This window comes from Kumtagia ephedrae (assembly GCF_003012745.1).
GTDB classification, from domain to species: domain Bacteria; phylum Pseudomonadota; class Alphaproteobacteria; order Rhizobiales; family Rhizobiaceae; genus Kumtagia; species Kumtagia ephedrae.
The window spans coordinates 47,454-62,555 of sequence record NZ_PXYK01000007.1; the positions used below are offsets into that span (position 1 = coordinate 47,454).

At 68.2% G+C, this 15,102-nt stretch carries 12 protein-coding genes; 7 read left to right on the forward strand and 5 right to left on the reverse strand.

Features of this window, described 5'->3' with window-relative positions:
• Positions 1-2: 2 nt before the first annotated feature.
• From C7I84_RS09010 to C7I84_RS09020, 3 genes are all read left to right on the forward strand, one after another.
• Positions 3-995 (forward strand): zinc-binding dehydrogenase, encoded by a 993-nt coding sequence (locus C7I84_RS09010; RefSeq protein WP_106771842.1) that lies wholly within the window; start codon positions 3-5, stop codon positions 993-995.
• Positions 996-1,021: 26 nt separating this feature from the next.
• Complete coding sequence (gene aldA, locus C7I84_RS09015) at positions 1,022-2,455, forward strand: aldehyde dehydrogenase (RefSeq protein ID WP_106771843.1); 1,434 nt, start codon at positions 1,022-1,024, stop codon at positions 2,453-2,455.
• A 168-nt stretch (positions 2,456-2,623) separates the two neighbouring features.
• Positions 2,624-3,574 (forward strand): sugar-binding transcriptional regulator, encoded by a 951-nt coding sequence (locus C7I84_RS09020; protein WP_165816034.1) that lies wholly within the window; start codon positions 2,624-2,626, stop codon positions 3,572-3,574.
• Here C7I84_RS09020 and xylB read toward each other — a convergent pair.
• From xylB to tkt, 5 genes are all read right to left on the reverse strand, one after another.
• Positions 3,565-5,034, reverse strand: coding sequence for a xylulokinase (gene xylB / locus C7I84_RS09025; protein ID WP_106771845.1), 1,470 nt, complete (start codon positions 5,032-5,034; stop codon positions 3,565-3,567). The two genes, C7I84_RS09020 and xylB, sit on opposite strands and share 10 nt — an antisense overlap.
• A gap of 4 nt (positions 5,035-5,038) precedes the next feature.
• On the reverse strand, positions 5,039-5,167 hold the full coding sequence (locus C7I84_RS30840) for a hypothetical protein (protein WP_280954218.1): 129 nt from the start codon (positions 5,165-5,167) through the stop codon (positions 5,039-5,041).
• A 131-nt stretch (positions 5,168-5,298) separates the two neighbouring features.
• Positions 5,299-7,704 carry an aldehyde dehydrogenase family protein gene (locus C7I84_RS09030; protein WP_106771846.1) on the reverse strand — a complete coding sequence of 802 codons (2,406 nt, stop codon included), beginning with the start codon at positions 7,702-7,704 and terminating at the stop codon, positions 5,299-5,301.
• A gap of 11 nt (positions 7,705-7,715) precedes the next feature.
• On the reverse strand, positions 7,716-8,687 hold the full coding sequence (gene deoC / locus C7I84_RS09035; protein ID WP_207770982.1) for a deoxyribose-phosphate aldolase: 972 nt from the start codon (positions 8,685-8,687) through the stop codon (positions 7,716-7,718).
• 2 nt (positions 8,688-8,689) lie between these two features.
• Entirely contained in the window at positions 8,690-10,699 is a 2,010-nt protein-coding gene (tkt, locus tag C7I84_RS09040; protein WP_245428368.1) for a transketolase, read from the reverse strand.
• Between the two features lie 331 nt (positions 10,700-11,030).
• Here tkt and C7I84_RS09045 point away from each other — a divergent pair, with 331 nt between their 5' ends.
• The 4 genes from C7I84_RS09045 to C7I84_RS09065 all read left to right on the forward strand — a co-directional run bounded on the left by C7I84_RS09045 (position 11,031) and on the right by C7I84_RS09065 (position 15,079).
• Positions 11,031-12,029, forward strand: a complete 999-nt coding sequence (locus C7I84_RS09045; RefSeq protein WP_106771848.1) for a sulfate ABC transporter substrate-binding protein — start codon at positions 11,031-11,033, stop codon at positions 12,027-12,029.
• A gap of 323 nt (positions 12,030-12,352) precedes the next feature.
• The gene (gene cysT / locus C7I84_RS09055; RefSeq protein ID WP_106771850.1) at positions 12,353-13,177 is read left to right on the forward strand and encodes a sulfate ABC transporter permease subunit CysT; all 825 of its coding nucleotides are present in this window, start codon (positions 12,353-12,355) and stop codon (positions 13,175-13,177) included.
• A 1-nt stretch (position 13,178) separates the two neighbouring features.
• The gene (cysW, locus tag C7I84_RS09060) at positions 13,179-14,063 is read left to right on the forward strand and encodes a sulfate ABC transporter permease subunit CysW (protein WP_106771851.1); all 885 of its coding nucleotides are present in this window, start codon (positions 13,179-13,181) and stop codon (positions 14,061-14,063) included.
• A complete protein-coding gene (locus tag C7I84_RS09065; protein WP_106771852.1) occupies positions 14,060-15,079 on the forward strand; it encodes a sulfate/molybdate ABC transporter ATP-binding protein in 1,020 nt (339 codons plus the stop codon). The genes cysW and C7I84_RS09065 overlap by 4 nt, the downstream gene beginning before the upstream one ends.
• Positions 15,080-15,102 lie beyond the last annotated feature (23 nt).

Genomic DNA, 15,102 nt, shown 5'->3' on the forward strand with positions numbered 1-15,102 from the left:
TCATGAAAGCAATCGTCGTTCCCGAGGCCGGCGGCGGACTGGAATCCGTCAGGCTTGCCGACATACCCGTCCCCTCGCCCGGCCCCGGCGAGCTCCGGCTGCGCGTCGAGGCGGCGTCGATCAATCCGGTCGACTGGAAGGTCGCCGTCGACAACAAGCCGGAATGGACCTTCCCGCATGTGCTCGGGCTGGATGCCGCCGGCGTGGTCGATGCGGTCGGGCCCGGTGTCGAGGGCTGGAGCGTCGGCGACCGCGCCGTGCTGCACCACAATCTGTGGAGGCCCGGCGTCTTCGCCGAGTTCTGCATCGCGCCTGTGCATGTGACCAGCCGCTTGCCGGAAAGCGTTTCCTTCACCGACGCCGCGGCGATCCCTTGCGCCGGCTACACCGCCTACCAGGCGCTGTTCCGCAAGGCGCGGCTGGAGGCCGGCCAGACCATCCTCGTCCAGGGCGCCAATGGCGGCGTAGGTGGCTTCGCCGTTCAGCTCGCCCGGCAGGCCGGCGCCAAGGTTATCGCGCTCGCCAGGCCGGAACACCACGCGGCGGTGCGAAAACTCGGCGCCGACATCGTCTTCGACTACCGCGACGCCGATCTTCCGTCCAAGGTACGCGCCGAGACGGAGGGCGGCTACGGCGTCGACGTGATGCTGGAGGTGGCCAATCCCGGCGATGCGCTGAAGTCGCTCGCCTTCATCCGCTACAACGGCCATCTCGTCTCGATCGACCCGCTGCCGGTCATGACCAACGTGCCGTCCTATACCTATGCCGCCTCAATCCACGAGGTGGCGCTGGGCGGTGCCTATTTCGCCGGCCACCTGCCGACGCAGCGCGACTTCAAGGTCATCGGCGACGATTTGATGGTGCGGCTCGCCGCCGGAAAGCTCGACCCGATGGTGGAGGAGGTGATCGGCCTCGCCGACATTCCCGACGCGCTGTGGCGGCTGCGCCGCCGCGAAGTCACCGGCAAGATCGTGGCCCGCATCGGCGCCGCCTGACCGAACCCCGAAAAAGGAGGACGAACATGGCCACCTACCAGCATTTCATCGACGGACGCTTCGTCGACGACAGAAACGAGCGCATCGAGGTGTTCAACCCTGCGACCGGCGAGCGCATCGCCGAGGTGCCGGAGGCGTCAAGCGCCACGGTCGGGGAGGCGATCGCCGCGGCGCGCAAGGCGCAGCCGGCCTGGGCAGCCCTGCCGGCGATCGAGCGCGCAGGCTACGTCAAGGCGATCGCCGAGAAGATCCGCGCCAATGTCGATACGCTCGCCGAGACCATCTCGCGCGAGCAGGGCAAGATCCTCGATCTCGCACGCGGCGAGGTCCTCGGCATGGCCGGGCTCATGGACTACATGGCCGAATGGGCGCGCCGCATCGAGGGCGAGATCATCGCCAGCGACCGCAAGGGCGAGAGCATCTTCCTGCATCGCGTACCGATCGGCGTGGTCGCCGGCATTCTGCCGTGGAACTTTCCGTTCTACCTGATCGGCAGGAAGCTGGCTCCAGCGCTGGTCGCCGGCAACACCATCGTCATCAAGCCGAGCGAGGAGACCCCACTCAACGCCTTCATCTTCGCCGAGCTTGCAAGGCAGGTGGGCCTGCCGGCCGGCGTGTTCAACCTCGTCAGCGGCCGCGGCCGCACCACCGGCGTCTCGCTCAGCGGCCATCCCGGCATCGACCTCGTCTCCTTCACCGGCTCGGTGCCGACCGGCACGGCGATCATGCAGGCGGCGGCGAAGAACCTCACCCGTGTCAATCTCGAACTCGGCGGCAAGGCGCCGGCGATCGTGCTCGCCGACGCCGACCTCGACCTCGCGGTCCGGGCGATCACCCAGTCGCGCATCAACAACACTGGCCAGGTCTGCAATTGCGCCGAGCGCATCTTCGTCGAACGCAACGTCGCGGACGCCTTCACCGAAAAGTTCGTCGCCTCGATGGGCAAGGTCCGCTACGGCGATCCCCTTGCCGAGAGCGGCCTCGACATGGGACCGCTGGTCAACGCCACCCAGCTCGACAAGGTCGCCGGCATGGTCGAGCGCGCCAGGGTGGACGGCGCCAGGGTGGCGCTGGGCGGCAAGGTCGCCGAGCGCAACCGCGGCCACCATTACGAGCCGACCGTGCTGACCGATTGCCGCCCCGACATGGAAATCATGCGCAAGGAGATTTTCGGGCCCGTCGCGCCGATCGCGGTGGTCGACAGCGCCGAGGAGGCGGTGCACCACGCCAACGACACAGAGTACGGCCTCACCTCCTCGCTATACACGCGCGACCTCGGCAAGGCGATGCGGGTGACGCGCGCCCTGCAGTTCGGCGAGACCTACGTCAACCGCGAGAACGGCGAGGCCTATCAGGGCTTTCACGCCGGCCGCAAGAAGTCCGGCATCGGCGGCGCCGACGGCAAGCACGGCTTCTACGAATACATGGAGACGCAGACCGTCTATATCGAGCACGGATGATCTCTGCCCATGCCGGCGCTGGCGGTTCCCCAGCGCCGGCATGGGCATTAAGCAACAAAGTTCCTTAATCCGGCTTAACGAAATTCATTGCTTGTCATGGCGCGCCGATGTCTATTCGCGGCGGGCGCTCGTAACCGTGCCGCCCCTGTTGAAGCCACCGGGGCGCCCATGTCGAGACCCAAGCCGCACGAGCAGGCACTGATCAGCGTGGCGCAGATGCGCTACGAGAACGGCATGGCGCAGAACGAGATCGCGCGCAGCCTCGGCATGTCCGAGGCGACGGTCAGCCGCTATCTCAAGCTCGCCATGGAGCTCGGCATCGTCGAGATCCGCGTCGCCACCCGCGCCTTCCGCAACAAGGAGCTGGAGGCGCGGCTGATGCAGCGCTTCGGCCTCGCCACGGCGATCGTCGTCGATCGGCGCCCCAACGACGGCGCCATCGTGCAACTGCTCGGCAATGCCGTCTTCCGCGGCATTGAGGATCTGGTGATCAACGACACGGTCATCGGCGTTTCGAATGGCGAGACGGTAGCCGGCGTCGCCGCGGCCGGCCGGCTCATCCGCGCCGAAAACCTGTCGGTGGTGACGCTGATCGGCGGCATCGGCCGCGCGGAGGAGGCGAGCCAGACCGGCGAGGTCTGCCGGACGCTGGCGCGGCGCATCGGCGCGCGCGCCTGGGTTCTGCCGGTGCCGGCGGTGGTCGATACCGCCGAGGCGGCCGAGGCGCTACGCTCCACCTCCGGCGTACGCGACGTGTTCGAGCTGATCGACCGCCTGTCGATCGCCGTCGTCGGCATCGGCGCCATGGTGCCCGGCACGTCCACCTTCCGGCACGGCCTGTTCACCGAGGAGCGGCTGCAGCAGATGATCGCCGGCGGTGCCGTCGGCTCGATCTGCGGCCGCTTCTACAACGCCGACGGTCAGGTGCTGCACTCGGACGTAGAGGCGCGCACGCTTTCGCTGTCGCTCGACGCCCTCTCCAACGTCGCCTTCCGCATCGCCGTGGCGCTCGGCACCGAAAAGGTGCCGGCGATCCGCGCCGCCATGCGCGGCAGGATCGTCAACGCGCTTGGCACCGACGCGGAGACGGCGTCTGCCTTGTGCGGCGGTCAGGACTGACGCGAAAACTCCGGCGCAAGCGCCCGGTAGAGCGAGCGAAACGCCTCGAGCCGGCCTTGATAGGCATCGGCCAGCGCCGCCTCGGGCTTTACGATGCGCTCGATCGGCGGCACCACGGCAACGGATGATGCGTCCTCGCCGCTGACGGACAGCCGCGCCAGGCGTGCGGCGCCATAGGCCGGGCCGCGGTCGGAGGCCTCGTATTTCACCAGCTCGACGCCGGTGGCCGACGCGATTAGCTTCGCCCAGAAGGTGGAGCGTGCCCCTCCTCCGATCAAACCAGCGGTTTCAACGGTGGAGCCGGCGCCCCGCAACACATTGAGCGCGTCGGCCAGGCTGAAGGCGACCGCCTCCAGCATTGCCTGCACGATGTCGGTCGGCTGCGTCGTTGCGTCCAGTCCGATGATCGCACCGCGCAGGTCGGGCCGGTTGTGCGGCGTGCGCTCGCCCGACAGGTAGGGCAGCGCCAGCAGCGGCGACGGGCCGGTGAATGTCTTCTCCGTCTCCTCCAGCAACCCGCCGATGTCCGCCCCGCCGGTCCATTGCGCCGCGGCGGCGAGCACGCTGGCGCCGTTGAGCAGCGCCGCCATGCGGAACCAGGTGGCCGGCAGGGCGTGGCAGAAAGCGTGGACCGCCCGCTCCGGGTCGGGCTGGTGCGCCGAAGCGACGGTGAAGAACTGCGCCGAGGTGCCGAGCGAGATGAAGGCATCGCCGGGTCGAATCGCGCCGATGCTGAGGCCGCCCGCCGCAACGTCACCGGCGCCGGCGGCGATCACGATGTCGTCGCGCATGCCCCAGCGGCGGGCGAGCGCGGAGCGCAGCCGGCCGGCCGGTGCCGGCGATTCGAGAATCGGCGGCAGCCAGGCCGGATCGACGCCGCACAGCGCCACCGCCTCGTCGTCCCAGCGCCGCGCCTGCTGATCGAGCAGCCAGGTGCCGGCGGCGTCCGAGACGTCGGTAACGAAGTCGCCCGACAGATGCAGGCGGACGAAATCCTTGGGCAGCAGCAGCCGGCGGGTCTTCGCCAGCACCTGCGGCTCGTGGCGGGCGAGCCAGACGATCTTCGGCGCGGTGAAGCCGGCCATGGCGGCGACGCCGAGCCGGCGGTTGAGAGCGGCCGAATGCTCGGCGAGCTCGGCCGCCTCAGCCGCCGCGCGGCCGTCGTTCCACAGGATCGCCGGACGCAGCGGACGGTCACCCGCGTCGAGCAGCAGCGCTCCATGCATCTGGCCGGACAGGCCGATGGCGCGCGTCGCCGCAACGGCGGCCGGATGCTCGGCGCGCAGGCGGTCGAGCGCGCGCTCCACCGCGGCGATCCAGGAATCCGGATCGTCCTCCGACCAGGACGGCTTTGGCCGAGCCGGCGCCAGCGCTTCCTCGGCCGAGCCTGTGATCGTCTGCGCGTCGTCGACCAGCACGACCTTGACGGCGGAGGTTCCGAGATCGATCCCGAGATACATCGGCTCACCGGTAGATCATATCGCCGGCAAGGACGGCGACTTCGACGCCAGCGCTGCCGACATCAGGGCCAGTGCCGGCTCCGCTGACCGCTTCCTTTCTGCCGATCAGGTCGAAACTCTTCGAATAAATCACTGAAATTCCTCCTGACGAACCGCATGCCTCCCGCGCACGACGCTTCGAGATATCTCTGTTCCTGATCAGAACTCTCGTTCGGCGATTCGCGGCCGGTTTCGGGTCAGGGAGTTCAGGCTCGTTTCTGCCGTTCAGTCCCCGTAGGGAATCCAGATGTTCTTGACCTGTGTCGCGCGGCGCAGGAACGCCCTGCCGAAACCCTGGCTGCCGTCGCGCCAGTCGATGGCAGTCTGGTCGACCGCCCAGGTCGCCTTGAGATTGCCGCTCGAGCCCTTCTCCACGAGTGCGGCGCCTTCCGGCGTGCCGACATACCAGAGCGCCGCCACCTCGTCGTGCTCGGCCAGCGTCTTCGCCAGCAGATCGCGCTCGCCGGTGACGATGTTGACCACGCCGCCCGGCACGTCGCTGGTGTCGAGCACCTGGTAGAGGTCGGTGGCGACCAGCGGGTAGGCCTGCGACGGCACCACCACGCAGCGGTTGCCCATGGCGATCGCCGGCGCCACCAGCGACACCAGGCCAAGCAGCGGTGCCTCGTCGGGGCACAGGATGCCGATCGTGCCCCACGGCTCGTTCATGGCGAGAGTGACATGGCGGGCGCGGGTGGAATGCACCTGGCCGTCATATTTGTCGGCCTGCGCGGCGTAATAGGTGAGGCGCTGGATCGAGAGCCGCACCTCCTCGGCCGCGGCTTCCGCGCCCACGCCGGTCAGGCTGTCGATGCGGGCTGAAAACTCGGCGCTGCGCGCCTCCAGGTTCTCGGCGAGATAGAACAGCACCTGCGCGCGGTTGTGGCCGGAATTGCCGCTCCATCCCGTCGCCTTGTTCGCCGCTTCCACGGCGTTGCGGATGTCCTTGCGGTTGCCGAGCCCGGCCTGCGAGACCAGCCGCCCGTCGGCGGCGCGCACAGCATAGCTGTAGCCGGAATCCGGCCGCGCCTGCTTGCCGCCGATATAGAGCTTTGCGGTGCGATCGAGCCGCACGACGTCGTTCTCCGCCGCCTGGCCGGCGGCCGGCGCTGCGGAGAAGTCCGGCAGGGCAGCCGCGGCCGCAGCCTTGCGCACACGTTTGGCCGGCGTGGCAGCCAGATATTCGTAAAGCCCCTCGCGCCCGCCTTCGCGGCCGAAACCGCTCTCGCGATAGCCGCCGAAGCCGGCTGCGGCGTCGAACAGATTGGTGGAGTTTACCCACACCACGCCGCATTTTAGCTTCGCGGCGGCGTCGAGCGCCACGTTGATGTTCTCAGACCAGGCCGAGGCGGCGAGCCCGTAGCGCGAATTGTTGGCGAGCATCACCGCCTCTTCCGGCGTGCGGAAGGTCATGGAGACCAGCACCGGCCCGAAAATCTCCTCCTGGGCGAGACGCGAGGCCGGCGCCAGCGCCGTGAAGATGGTCGGCGGGAAGAAGAAGCCTTGCCCCGGCAGCGGCGCCGACGCCTGCCAGCATTCGCTGCCCTCGCGCCGGCCTTCCTCGACCAGCGCGCGGATGCGCTCCAGCTGCACCTCGGCGACGATGGCACCGATGTCGGTCGATTTGTCGAGCGGGTCGCCGACCCGCAGTTTTTCGGCACGCGCCTTGAGCTTCGCGAGGAAGCGGGCGGCAATCCCTTCCTGGACGATCAGCCGCGAGCCGGCGCAGCACACCTGCCCCTGGTTGAACCAGATCGCATCGACGATGCCCTCCACCGCGCTGTCGAGGTCGGCGTCGTCGAAGACGATGAAGGGCGACTTGCCGCCGAGCTCCAGCGACAGCTTCTTACCCGTGCCGGCAGTCGCCTCGCGGATGATGCGGCCGACCTCGGTCGAGCCGGTGAAGGCAACCTTGTCGACACCGCGATGGCCGGCCAGCGCCGCACCCGTCTCGCCGGCGCCGGTGACGATGTTGACGACGCCGGCGGGCAGGCCCGCCTCCCGGCAGATTTCCGCGAAGGCGAGCGCCGTCAGCGGCGTGAACTCGGCCGGCTTCAGCACCACGGTATTGCCGGCGGCGAGCGCCGGCGCCACCTTCCAGGCCAGCATCAGCAGCGGGAAGTTCCACGGGATGATCTGGCCGCAGACGCCGACGGGAGCCATGCCGGGAAACTCGGCCTCGATCAGTTCCGCCCAGCCGGCATGGTGGTAGAAATGGCGGACGACCAGCGGCACGTCGATGTCGCGGCTCTCGCGGATCGGCTTGCCGTTGTCCATGGTCTCCAGCACGGAGAAGAAGCGCTCGCGCTTCTGGATCAGCCTGGCGATGGCGTAGAGGTGGCGGGCGCGCACATGGCCCGGCAGGCCCGACCAGCCCGGGAGCGCCTTGCGTGCCGCGGCGACCGCCGCATCGACATCGGCCGTCGAGCCTTCGGCGCAGGCCGCGAGCACGGCGCCGGTCGCCGGGTTCAGCACCTCGAAGCTGGCGCCGGCGGCCGGCGCGGTGAAGGCGCCGCCGATGAAATGGCCGAAGCCGTCGGCATGCGCGGCGAGCCACGCCTTGACCTCGGTGTTCTGTTCGGGCGCGACGCCGTAGTCCATGGTCTCAAGGATCTCGCTGACGGAGGGCATGGCCGGTCTCCTCACGCCACGGCGTGGCGCATCGCCGCGGAATAGCGGCCAGTGACGAAATGCTCGATCTGACGCTCGATGTCGCCGAGCAGCGAGCTGGCGCCGAAGCGGAACAGGTCCGGCTTCAGCCAGGCATTGCCCAGTTCCTCCTTCATCAGCGTCATCCAGATGAGCGCATCCTTGGCGGCGGAGATGCCGCCGGCCGGCTTGAAGCCGACCTTGACGCCGGTCTCCTCCTCATAGGCGCGGATGGCGCGGGTCATCACCAGGCCGACCGGCAGCACGGCGTTGACGCCTTCCTTGCCGGTCGAGGTTTTGATGAAGTCGGCGCCGGCCATCATGCAGACCATGGAGGCGCGCGCCACGTTGCGCAGCGTCTTCAGGTCGCCTGTCGCCAGGATTGTCTTGAGATGCGCCGGGCCGCAGGCCTCGCGCATCTGCCGCACCTCGTCGTAAAGCCCCTGCCAGTCCTGGTCGAACACCAGCGCCCGGTTGATGACGATGTCGATCTCGCCGGCGCCCTCCGCGACGCAGTAGCGGATTTCTTCCAGCCGCAGCTTCAGCGGCATCAGCCCGGCGGGAAAGCCGGTCGCCACCGAGGCCACCGGAATACCCGAGCCGTCCAGCGCCTTCACCGCCGTCGACACCATGGTCGGGTAGACGCAGACCGCACCCGTCGTCACCGGTCCGGAAAGCCCGAGGGCCTCGACCAGGTCCTGCCGCAGCGCGTTGCGCGCCTTGGCGCAGAGGCGGCGCACCCGTTCCGGCGTATCGTCGCCCGACAGCGTGGTCAGGTCGATCAGACCGATGGCGCGCACCAGCCACGCCGCCTGCCATTCCTTCTTGACGCTGCGGCGCGGCGCCAACGTGGCGGCACGGCGCTCGATGGCGCTCAGATTGGCGCGCTGGCCCTCGACGAGGTCGAGGCGCAGCGGCATGCCTTCGTTCCTCGCCTGGGCAGACGCGAGATTGGCCGTGTCCATGATCACACCGCCTTCTTGAGCTTGGTGCTGGTGAGACGCAGGATCTGTTCGGAAATCGCCGAGGGCGTCAAGCCGAAATGCCCATAGACGACCGAGCCCGGCGCCGAGAAGCCGAAGGTAGAAATGCCGAAGATGTGATCCGAGCGCCCGGTGTAGCGTTCCCAGCCGAACGGCGACGCCGCCTCGATGGCGAAGCGCGGGGCATCTCCCAGCACCGCGGCCTGGTAGGCGCTATCCTGGCGGGCGAACACCTCCCAGCAGGGCATCGACACCACCGCCGCGTCGAGGCCGTGCTTGGCCAGCAGCTCGCGCGTCTCCAGCGCCAGGCTGACCTCCGAGCCGGAGGCGAGCAGCGTGAGGTCGCGCTCGGCGCCGCCGGCCAGCAGATAGGCGCCGCGCCGCGCCGGCATGCCTTCGGCCAAGGAGAGTCTGACCTGCGGCACCTTCTGGCGGGCCACCACCATGACGCTCGGGCCCTGGCCGGCGACGGCGTCGTACCAGCATTCCAGTGCCTCGACGCTGTCCGCCGGCCGGTAGACCTTCAATCCGGGAATGGCGCGCAGCGACGCCAGATGCTCGATCGGCTGATGGGTCGGGCCGTCCTCGCCCACTCCGATCGAATCGTGGCTCATCAGGAAGATGGTGCGGATGCCCATCAGCGCCGCCAGCCGGATCGCCGGGCGGGCATAGTCGCTGAAGGTGAGATAGGTACCGGCGTAGGGCACGAAGCCGCCATGCAGGGCGATGCCGTTCAGCGCCGCCGCCATGCCGTGCTCGCGCACGCCGAAGCTGATATGCCGGCCGGCGAGGTCGCCCGGCGTCAGCGGCGGCATGCCGTCCGGCCGCGACAGCACGCTGGAGGTGAGGTCGGCGGAGCCGCCGACGAGTTCCGGCATGACGGAAGCGAGCACGCCGGTGGCAAGCTGGCTGCCCTGGCGCACCGGCACGGCGGCCGGCTTCGCCACCTGCGCGGCGATCGCCGCCTGCACGGCCGGCTCCACCGCGGCATCCAGCCTGCCCTCGATCCGCCGCGAGAAGGCGGCGCGGCGCGCCGGCTCCGTCGCTTCGAGCCGTCGCTGCCATGCGGCGCGCTCGACCCCGCCGCGCCGCCCGGCTGCCTTCCAGGCGACCGCGATGGCCTCGGGAATCTCGAACGGCGAATGGTGCCAGTTCAGCGCCTTGCGCATCGCCTCGACCTCGCCGGCGCCGAGGGGCGAGCCGTGCGCGGCGGAAAGCCCCTGCTTGGTCGGCGCGCCGAAACCGATCCTGGTGCGCGCCGCGATCAGCGTCGGCCTGTCCGACGCCCTGGCATAGGTGAACGCGCGGTCGATGGCCTCGGCATCGTGACCGTCGACGCCGATCGTCGCCCAGCCCGACGCCTCGAAACGTTTGCGCTGGTCGTCGGACGTGCTGACCGAGGTCGGCCCGTCGATCGTCGTGCTGTTGTCGTCGAAAACCAGCGTCAGTTTAGACAGGCCGAGATGACCGGCGAGCGAGATCGCCTCCTGGCTGACGCCCTCCATCAGGCAGCCGTCGCCGCAGAACACCCAGGTGCGGTGGTCGACGAGGTCTGCGCAAAACTCTGCCGCCAGCATGCGCTCGGCCAGCGCCATGCCGACCGCGGTAGCCACGCCCTGCCCCAGCGGCCCGGTGGTCGTCTCGATCCCGGCAAAATGGCCGTATTCGGGATGGCCGGCGGCCAGCGCGCCAGCCTTGCGGAAATTGCGCAGCTCCTCCAGCGGCACGTCGGCATAGCCGGTGAGATGCAGCAGCCCGTAGAGCAGCATCGAACCATGGCCGTTCGACAGCACGAAGCGGTCGCGGTCCGGCCATTTCGGCTCTGACGCGTCGAATTTTAGGTGCCGGGTGAACAGCACCGTCGCCAGATCGGCCATGCCGAGCGGCATGCCGGGATGGCCGGTGCCGGCCCGCTCGACCGCGTCGGCGGCCAGAAAGCGCAGTGCCGTCGCCAGCGGTGCGATTTCGTCCAGAGGAATATGCGTGTCGTTCACTCTATGCGCTCCTGCTCCGACCATTCCGTCGATAGAGCAATGGCACCTTTGTAGCAATTCCTTGCTAAAAAGAAATTTCTTTCTCATTCATTTCGTGGAGTACCGGAGGCCCGCCTCCCAAGCCATCAGTCGTCACCACTGGCAGACTTGGTCGACCGCGAGCGTGCAGTTTCCGCCGCGGATACGGTTCGCAATTCCCGACCCTATTTCCGACAATTTCAGGAACAATTTTCCAAAGGCTGCCGACAAACTGCAGGTCCGTCTCTCTGCCAAGCGCGCGATTGGCATTATTTTTGGCATCCTCAGGCAACACCTTCTTCCGGAGACATCCATGAAACGCCTATTGCTCCTCGGCGCCGCCCTAGCCTTGCTCGCCGGCCCGGCCAGCGCGCAATCGGCGGACAAGATCCTCAACGCCTCCTACGACGTGGCACGCGAGCTGTTCGAGGACGTCAATGCCGCCTTCGTGCCGAAATACAAGGCCGACACCGGCAAGGACGTCACCGTCGACCAGTCGCACGCCGGCACCTCCAAGCAGGCGCGCGCCATCGTCGAGGGTCTGGAGGCCGACGTCGTCACCTTCAACCAGGTCACCGACATCGACTTCCTGGTCAAGAACGGTTTTGTCTCCGACGATTGGCAGGGCGATTTCGCCAGCAACGCCTCGCCCTTCTATTCGCTGCCGTCCTTCCTGGTGCGCGCCGGCAACCCGAAGAACGTCAAGGACTGGAGCGACCTCGTGCGCGACGACGTACAGGTGATCTTCCCCAACCCGAAGACCTCCGGCAACGCCCGCTACACCTATCTCGCCGCCACCGCCTACGCCCGCGAGGCCTTCAACGGCGATGAGGCCAAGGTGAAGGAATTTGTCACGAAACTCTTCGACAACGTGCCGGTGTTCGACACCGGCGGCCGCGCCGCCACCACCACCTTCGTCGAGCGCGAGATCGGCGACGTGCTGATCACCTTCGAATCCGAGACCACCGGCATCCGCAAGGAGTTCGGCGAGGACAAGTTCGAGACGGTCACGCCCTCGGTCAGTCTGCTCGCCGAGTTCCCGGTCGCCATCGTCGACAAGGTGGTCGACAAGCGCGGCTCGCGCGACCTGGCGAAGGCCTATCTCGACTTCCTTTATACGCCCGAGGGCCAGAAGATCGCCGCCGAGAACGGCAACCGCGTGCGTGACGAGACGGTGGCGGCGGAGTTCAAGGCGACATTCCCGGAAGTCCGACTGGTGACCGTCGAGGACGTGTTCGGCGGCTGGTCGAAGGTCCAGGAGGAGCATTTCGCTTCCGGCGGCCTGCTCGACCAGATCTACGGCGAGCGTTGACCTGACGTGTCGTTTCGGCTTGATGGCCGGCGGGCCTTCTGGGCCCGCCGGTTTTTCCGTTTTCACGCTTCAGCTTCTGTGATGCCACCGCTCTACTTTGCCCCCCTCTGTCCTGCCGGACATCTCCCCCACAAGGGGGGAGATTGGCCGGCCGCCTTCGCAGCGCCCGTTCTGCAACGCTGGAGATTGGCGGAGGCCGCATTGAAGGCCAATCTCCCCCCTTGTGGGGGAGATGTCCGGCAGGACAGAGGGGGGCAACGTAGGGCACTGGCTCATTCTATATCTATGCCCGCGCGGCAGGCTCCGCTCGCGAGCATCCAGACATGACCCGCCGCCGCGTCCTCCCCGGCCTGCCGCTGTCGCTCGGCATCACGCTCTTCTATGTCGGGCTGATCGTGGTGCTGCCGCTTGGCGCTCTGGTATTTCACGCCGCCAGCCTTGGCCCCGAGGACTACTGGCGGGTCGTGTCGTCGGCACGCGCGGTCGCCAGCTATCGAGTCACCGTCTTGTCGGCGCTCGCCGCCACCGCCTTCAACCTCGTCTTCGGCCTGGCGCTGGCCTGGGTGCTCGTGCGCTACCAGTTTCCGGGCAAGCGGCTGGTCGATGCCATCGTCGACCTGCCCTTCGCGCTGCCGACCGCCGTTGCCGGCATCGCGTTGACCGCGCTGTTCGCCCCGAACGGCTGGTTCGGCTCGGTGCTCGCCGAGACCGGCGTCAAGGTCGCCTACACGCCGCTCGGCATCATGATCGCCATGTCCTTCACCAGCCTGCCCTTCATCGTGCGCACGGTGCAGCCGGTGCTCGAAGACCTCGACCCGACGCTGGAGGAGGCCGCGCAGACGCTCGGCGGCTCCGACCGCTCGATTTTCCTGCGCGTGATCCTGCCGCTGCTGATGCCCGCTTTGCTCGCCGGCCTGTCGCTCTCCTTCGCCCGCAGCCTCGGCGAATTCGGCGCCGTCATCTTCATCGCCGGTAACCAGCCGATGTCGACGGAGATCACCGCGCTGCTCACCTTCATCCGGCTGGAGGAATACGACTACCAGGCGGCGGCGGCGATCGCCTCGGTGCTGCTGATCACCGCCTTCGTCATGCTGGCCTTCACCAACCTCCTGCAGGCGCGCGCCCTGCGCCACACGGCGAGGAGCTGACATGCAGCGAGGAAAGCGCCCGCCCCGCGTCGGCGACAACCCGGCGATCCGGCGCACGCTCATCGCCTTCGTGCTCGTCCTCGGCGCCCTGCTCGTCCTGGCGCCGCTCGTCGTCATCTTCACCCAGGCCTTTTCGCTCGGCCCAGCCGGCTTCGCCCGCACGATCGGCCATCCCGACACCCGCCACGCCATCATGCTTACCGTCGTGACGGCGCTGATAGCCGTGCCGGTCAACACCGTCTTCGGCATCGCCGCCGCTTGGGCGATCACCAAATTCGACTTCTGGGGCCGCCGCTTCCTGCTGGTGGTGATCGAAATCCCATTCTCGGTCTCGCCCATCGTTGCCGGTGTCGCCTATCTGTTCGTCTACGGCCTGCAGGGCGTATTCGGCCCGATGCTGGACTCCGCCGGCATCAAGATCCTGTTCGCGCTGCCCGGCATCGTGCTCGCCTCCATGTTCGTCACCGCCCCCTTCGTGGTGCGCGAACTGGTGCCGCTGATGCAGGCGCAGGGCCGCGACCTGGAAGAGGCCGCCACCTCGCTCGGCGCGTCGGGCTGGCGCACCTTCTTCTCGGTCACGCTGCCCAACATCCGCTGGGCGCTGCTTTACGGCGTGGTGCTGTGCAACGCTCGCGTCATGGGCGAGTTCGGCGCGGTCTCGGTCGTCTCCGGCAATATCCGCGGCCAGACCAACACGCTGCCGCTGCATGTCGAACTGCTCTACCACGACTACCAGACGGTCGGCGCGTTCGCCGCCGCCGCCATCCTCACCGTGCTCGCCATCGTCACCATAGCCGCCAAAGTGCTGCTGGAGCGCCAGGGCGCCGGTCGCGCCAGCCGCCCGGCGCTCGCCGCGCCGACCGCCGCTCCGGGGAATGCGAAATGAAGATCCGCCTCGACGAGGTCGTGAAGACCTTCGACACCTTCCGCGCCGTCCATGGCGTGTCGCTCGACATCGAGAGCGGCGAGCTGGTGGCGCTGCTTGGGCCGTCCGGTTCGGGCAAGACCACGATCCTGCGCATGGTCGCCGGGCTCGAATATGCCGACGGCGGCCGCATCCTGTTCGGCGAGCAGGACGCCACCGACATTCCGGTGCGCGACCGCGGCGTCGGCTTCGTCTTCCAGCACTATGCGCTGTTCCCGCACATGACGGTGGCCGAAAACATCGGCTTCGGCATGAAGGTCTCGAAGGTGCGGCGCACGAAGGCCGAGGTCGCCGGGCGCGTCGCCGATTTGCTCAGGCTGGTGAAGCTGGAAGGCTTGGGCGACCGTTTCCCCACCCAGATTTCCGGTGGCCAGCGCCAGCGCGTGGCGCTGGCGCGGGCGCTCGCCGTCGATCCCAAAGTGCTGCTGCTGGACGAGCCGTTCGGCGCGCTCGACGCCAATGTGCGCCGGGATCTGCGCCGCTGGCTACGCGAGATCCATGACGAGCTCGGCATCACCACGCTGTTCGTCACCCATGACCAGGAGGAAGCGCTCGACCTCGCCGACCGCGTCGTCATCCTGAACGAAGGAAAGATCGTCCAGCAGGGCACGCCCGAAGAGGTCTGCCGCGCGCCGGCCACCGCCTTCGTGATGAAGTTCCTCGGCGACACCAACCGCCTGCGCGCCACCGTCAAGGATGGCATCGCCTCGCTCGACGGCCTGACGCTCGACGCCGCCGGCTGTCCCGACGGCCCGGCCGACATCTATCTGCGTCCCGGCGACCTCGAATGGACCAGCGAGGGCGACGGCGTCGCAGCCACGGTTTCGCGCGTCATCGACAGGCCGGACGGCCGCCGCCTGTCTGTCCGTACCGGAAGTGGTGAAACGGCTGAGCTCGACGTGCCGCCGGAAACCGTCGTCGCGGCGGGCGACCGCGGCGTTCTGCGGGTGGTGCGCATGCGGGTTTTCGCGGCTTGAAGGCCAAGGAGCCTGCTGGCGTG

Bases quoted from the DNA above. Each gene is read 5' to 3' on its own strand.
- C7I84_RS09010 (WP_106771842.1), top strand. From the start codon at position 3: ATGAAAGCAATCGTCGTTCCCGAGGCCGGCGGCGGACTGGAATCCGTC.
- aldA (WP_106771843.1), top strand. From the start codon at position 1,022: ATGGCCACCTACCAGCATTTCATCGACGGACGCTTCGTCGACGACAGA.
- C7I84_RS09020 (WP_165816034.1), top strand. From the start codon at position 2,624: ATGTCGAGACCCAAGCCGCACGAGCAGGCACTGATCAGCGTGGCGCAG.
- xylB (WP_106771845.1), bottom strand. From the start codon at position 5,034: ATGTATCTCGGGATCGATCTCGGAACCTCCGCCGTCAAGGTCGTGCTG.
- C7I84_RS09030 (WP_106771846.1), bottom strand. From the start codon at position 7,704: ATGCCCTCCGTCAGCGAGATCCTTGAGACCATGGACTACGGCGTCGCG.
- deoC (WP_207770982.1), bottom strand. From the start codon at position 8,687: ATGGACACGGCCAATCTCGCGTCTGCCCAGGCGAGGAACGAAGGCATG.
- C7I84_RS09045 (WP_106771848.1), top strand. From the start codon at position 11,031: ATGAAACGCCTATTGCTCCTCGGCGCCGCCCTAGCCTTGCTCGCCGGC.
- cysT (WP_106771850.1), top strand. From the start codon at position 12,353: ATGACCCGCCGCCGCGTCCTCCCCGGCCTGCCGCTGTCGCTCGGCATC.
- cysW (WP_106771851.1), top strand. From the start codon at position 13,179: ATGCAGCGAGGAAAGCGCCCGCCCCGCGTCGGCGACAACCCGGCGATC.
- C7I84_RS09065 (WP_106771852.1), top strand. From the start codon at position 14,060: ATGAAGATCCGCCTCGACGAGGTCGTGAAGACCTTCGACACCTTCCGC.